At 43.2% G+C, this 4,320-nt stretch carries 3 protein-coding genes and 1 pseudogene; 1 reads left to right on the forward strand and 3 read right to left on the reverse strand.

Annotation, left to right across the window (positions count from 1 at the left end):
• On the forward strand, window positions 1-113 hold a 113-nt coding region (locus IM319_RS21200; protein ID WP_071784045.1), incomplete at its 5' end, for a transposase.
• Window positions 114-138: 25 nt separating this feature from the next.
• Here IM319_RS21200 and IM319_RS21205 read toward each other — a convergent pair.
• The 3 genes and pseudogenes from IM319_RS21205 to cbiD all read right to left on the reverse strand — a co-directional run.
• Window positions 139-1,032, reverse strand: a pseudogene (locus tag IM319_RS21205) (DUF262 domain-containing protein); the annotation flags it as partial.
• Window positions 1,033-1,115: 83 nt separating this feature from the next.
• Entirely contained in the window at window positions 1,116-2,741 is a 1,626-nt protein-coding gene (gene guaA / locus IM319_RS21210) for a glutamine-hydrolyzing GMP synthase (RefSeq protein WP_287736838.1), read from the reverse strand.
• A gap of 143 nt (window positions 2,742-2,884) precedes the next feature.
• A complete protein-coding gene (gene cbiD, locus IM319_RS21215; RefSeq protein WP_287736840.1) occupies window positions 2,885-4,009 on the reverse strand; it encodes a cobalt-precorrin-5B (C(1))-methyltransferase CbiD in 1,125 nt (374 codons plus the stop codon).
• Window positions 4,010-4,320 lie beyond the last annotated feature (311 nt).

Raw genomic sequence — 4,320 nt, forward strand, 5'->3', positions numbered from 1 at the left:
TGGTCGAGGGAATCAACAATAAACTTAAACTAATAAAACGAAGAGGCTATGGCTTTAGAAACTTTCGGAATTTTTGGGTTAGAAGTATGTTATCTTGGCATCTTGTCTGTTGATTTAGCATAAAGAGTAACGAAGAGCCATTGTTGTCTGGACAGCTTTTTCAAATTGATCAACAACATTGATAATTTCATCTGAGCGCTTTTCCCATTCTTTATTGAAATTTTTACAGGTTTTATCTAGAAGCATCTGAACATCACCGCGATAATCAGATAAATAATAATGAAAAGCTACATAACGCAATAATATATCAGTGTCGCGCATCCGGAAATCGGGATAGGGAGATTTAAATATTTTCTTTAATGCTTGACTTTCTATCGCTCGATCATCTAAAAAATTAATAAAATCCCCTGGGTGTAATGCTTGTCTTAATTCTTGTGGAGACAAAGGGGTATTTTCCACATTGAGACGCAGAAAAATTTTATGGAGGAAACTCTCCGTTTTCCAATTACGGATAACAATCGTGCGGATAGTTTTATTATCCAGTTGGTCTAAGATACAATTCAAGTTAAAGTCATTTTCTATATCTTGATATTGGCAGCCATTGAGATTATCTAGAAATTCTAAATCTTTTAAAGTAAAACTATTATTAGGTGTGGCACTGTCACCATAAAACTGTAAAATTGTTAGTAAGCATTGTTTGCCATCAAGAACGATAAATTTACCTTTTTCCTTATTATTAGTAGCTAAGACAATCTGTGGGACTGGAAACCCTAGAATTAGGGATTCAATAAATCGACTTTTACGAGTAATATTCCAAGCATCTCGTCTTTGAAAGCGCGGATTTAGTTGAATATTTTCTCGAATTAGTTGATTAAGAATCGTTGCGGTAGTCCAATCACTACCAGCAACAACAATCTCGGAGATTTCTTTGAGTTCTAGCTTTTTTTCCCTTGCTGATTCTCCTTCAATATCTTCTTCTTCTTCTGCAAAATCCACATCTTCTCTGTCTTCTAAAAGCTCTAACTGTGCCATAGTTGCAATTAATACCCTCAATTTTCTATTCTGCAAAAATCCCGCCCCAATATTTGGACGGGATTGACTCTAATCTAACAAAACTACTCCCATTCTATAGTTCCGGGGGGCTTAGAAGTAATATCATAAACCACGCGGTTAACTCCCTTAACTTCATTGACAATGCGATTAGAAATTGTCTCCAATAAATCATAGGGAACCCGCGACCAATCGGCAGTCATTCCGTCTTCACTGCTGACTAAACGTAGGACAATAGGATAAGCGTAGGTGCGTTGATCTCCCATCACTCCCACACTGCGGACAGGCAATAAAACCGCGAAAGCTTGCCAGAAATCGTGATACATTCCCTGCTTATTAATCTCGTCGCGCACTACCCAATCTGCATCGCGCAAAATATTTAATTTATCTGCGGTGACTTCCCCTAAAATGCGAATCGCTAAACCGGGGCCGGGGAAAGGTTGACGACGAACAATTTCTTCCGGAAGACCGATCGATCGACCTAATTTTCTCACCTCATCCTTAAATAATTTTCGCAGGGGTTCGACTAATTTAAACCGGAGATTTTTCGGCAGTCCACCAACGTTATGATGACTTTTAATTTTAACCGCTACTCTTTCCCCGGTTTTGGGATCCACATTACTATCGGCCGATTCAATCACATCAGGATATAAAGTTCCTTGGGCCAGATAATCAAAGGGTCCCAAACGATTCGATTCTTCTTCAAACACCTGAATAAATTCATGGCCGATAAGACGGCGCTTTTCTTCGGGATCCGTGACACCGGCCACTTGCGCTAAAAATCGCTTTCTAGCGTTGACATACTCGACTCCGATATGGAATTGCTCGTTAAATATCTGCATTAATCGTTCGGGTTCACCCTTACGCATGAATCCCTGATCGATAAACATACAGGTTAGTTGATCACCGATCGCTCGATGCAACAGGAATGCTAAGGTAGAGGAGTCCACACCGCCGGATAAAGCCAATAAAACTCGCTTATCGCCCACTTTTGCCCTAATTTCTCGGATCGATTCCTCGACAAAAGCTTCCGTGGTCCAAGTGGGTTCGCATTTGCAGATATGATAGACGAAATTGCGAATTAAGGCGATTCCTCCCACAGAATGGACAACTTCCGGGTGAAACTGCACTCCAAAGAGTTTTTTCTTGTGATCGGCAATGGCCGCACAATCGGTATTATCGGTATGAGCGAGAATTTCAAAACCCGCGGGCAATTCCACGCAGGAATCCCCGTGACTCATCCATGCGGTGGAGCCGTTCTCGACATTGGTTAATAAATCGGTAGGATCGTTGATAAATAGGGATGCTTTGCCGTATTCGGCCCGTTTTGCCCGTTCTACCCTGCCCCCTAACTGTTGTACCATCAATTGCATCCCGTAGCAAACTCCGAGGATGGGTACACCTAAATTCCAAATTTCGGGATCACAGTGGGGCGCTCCAGGATCATAGACGGAATTGGGACCGCCCGAAAGAATTATTCCTTTCGGGTTGATTTGGGCCAATTGTTCGGCACTGGTACGATAGGAGAGAACTTCGGAGTAAACGTTCGTTTCCCGGATTCTGCGGGCGATTAATTCAGAATACTGGGAGCCAAAGTCAAGAATGATGATTATTTGACGATTAAGGCTATTAGTGAAGGACTCTGAGGGCAAAGTCTCTTGGGGGGTGGGAAGGGGGGTTTGAGTTGTCACTGCGATCAAGAAAAGAAACTGGCAGGAAAAGGTTAAAGATTTGTGAACTAAATCGGCTATTGTTCTGAAAATAAGCTACAATAGTCTAGCCTTATTAGTTTCATTTTTTAAAACTAAATATTCCCACGATCATAGCACGGTCACTAGGGGGTAACTTGTAGATTCTGCAAAAATTTAAGGCCATTTTCGCTTTTGCTGATCAAAGAACGAGATCGATCGAATAAAATACAACCGACCCTAAGATGACCGTTACTGTGGTTATAAACGTATTCTTGGCAACGGCGATCAATAGTATTAGCCATTTCTCCATAGATGCGTTCCACCCAATTATCGCCCGTTTGCCGGTCTAATTGACGCAGATATTCCAGACCGTTTTCGCTGGTGCTACTGTCAAAAATTTGCTGGATATGGGGGGTAGCTAAACCCATTTTAGCGGCGTAGGCGGTAAGAATTTCCCGACGACCATCGGCGAGATGATGGTGAGTCTGAAAGATTCCCCCGGCAAGTTTAATTAATTTACCGTGATAACCAAACAAAAGAATTTCAGAGATTCCCTGTAATTGTGCCTCTAATAACATCGGCCCGATCCAGTTGGCTGTTTTTACCAAAATATCAGGATTAATACCCATTTGAGGGGCTAAATCTAAGCCATTTTCCCCGATACAAAACACCAAGCGATCGAAACGACGGGATAAAATTTTTAATTGCTCGCGAAAGATTTCTAACTGTCCGGGGGCGCTGAGGGGTTGGGAAATGCCGGTGGTACCCAACAAAGATAATCCCTCTACCACCCCAAAAGCGGCGTTAGAAGTCCTTGTGGCCAGTTTTTTGCCTTCTGGAAGGATAATCGTCACTTTGAGGCTTTCTTGGGGCAGTAACAGGGGTCTGAGGTTTTCTTGCAGGAGACGCTGGGCATAACTATAGATAGCTGATTTTCCGCCATTATCAACCTGTATGCCGATTCCTTCGCCGCCTTCAATCTCTATCTCTTGATTACCCGTCTTTCTTTCTACTAACGCCCATATAGGGGTATTTCTAGTTAAATCTAAATTGTCCCCCGGCTCGCTGCGGGTGATGGCTAGGGCAGCATCGGGGTTAAGTCGGGCAACTTGTTCGATGGCAATAGTAATGGCTTCTGGCGGTTCTAAAAGATTAAAAGTAACGGAATTTAGCTCATTTTCGCCGTGAAGATGCTGGAGAGATGCGATCGCACTGGCACAGGCAAAAACCGGTAAAGTGTAACCCGAACGGGGTGGGGAGATAGACATGAATAGAGTCCATAGCCAATCAAATTAGCCGAGATCTGATTATAGAACTAAGGGGCAACCGCTACTGAGCTAAGACGCATTTAAACCGCTTATTCTCAGATTAGCCGAATCTCCCCCGCTCCCCTTGCCTCGTCTGGCCCAAGCAATTTAAATGCTCGGGAGGCTTACCTGTTGACATCCTCACCGCCGTAAACGGACGGTGATTCCCAAACCTCACGATTTAGGTTTCTGCTTCTTTCCCTTGCGGGGTTTCGCACCTGCCTTAACAGAGTAAATCTGTTCTGGTCTTATGGTCGCTCTACAGACTGACA

The sequence above is a fragment of the Microcystis sp. M113S1 genome, from assembly GCF_020246945.1.
Taxonomy (GTDB): Bacteria; Cyanobacteriota; Cyanobacteriia; order Cyanobacteriales; family Microcystaceae; genus Microcystis.

Coding starts and splice junctions, on each gene's coding strand:
- cbiD (WP_287736840.1), bottom strand. CDS start 4,009: ATGTCTATCTCCCCACCCCGTTCGGGTTACACTTTACCGGTTTTTGCC.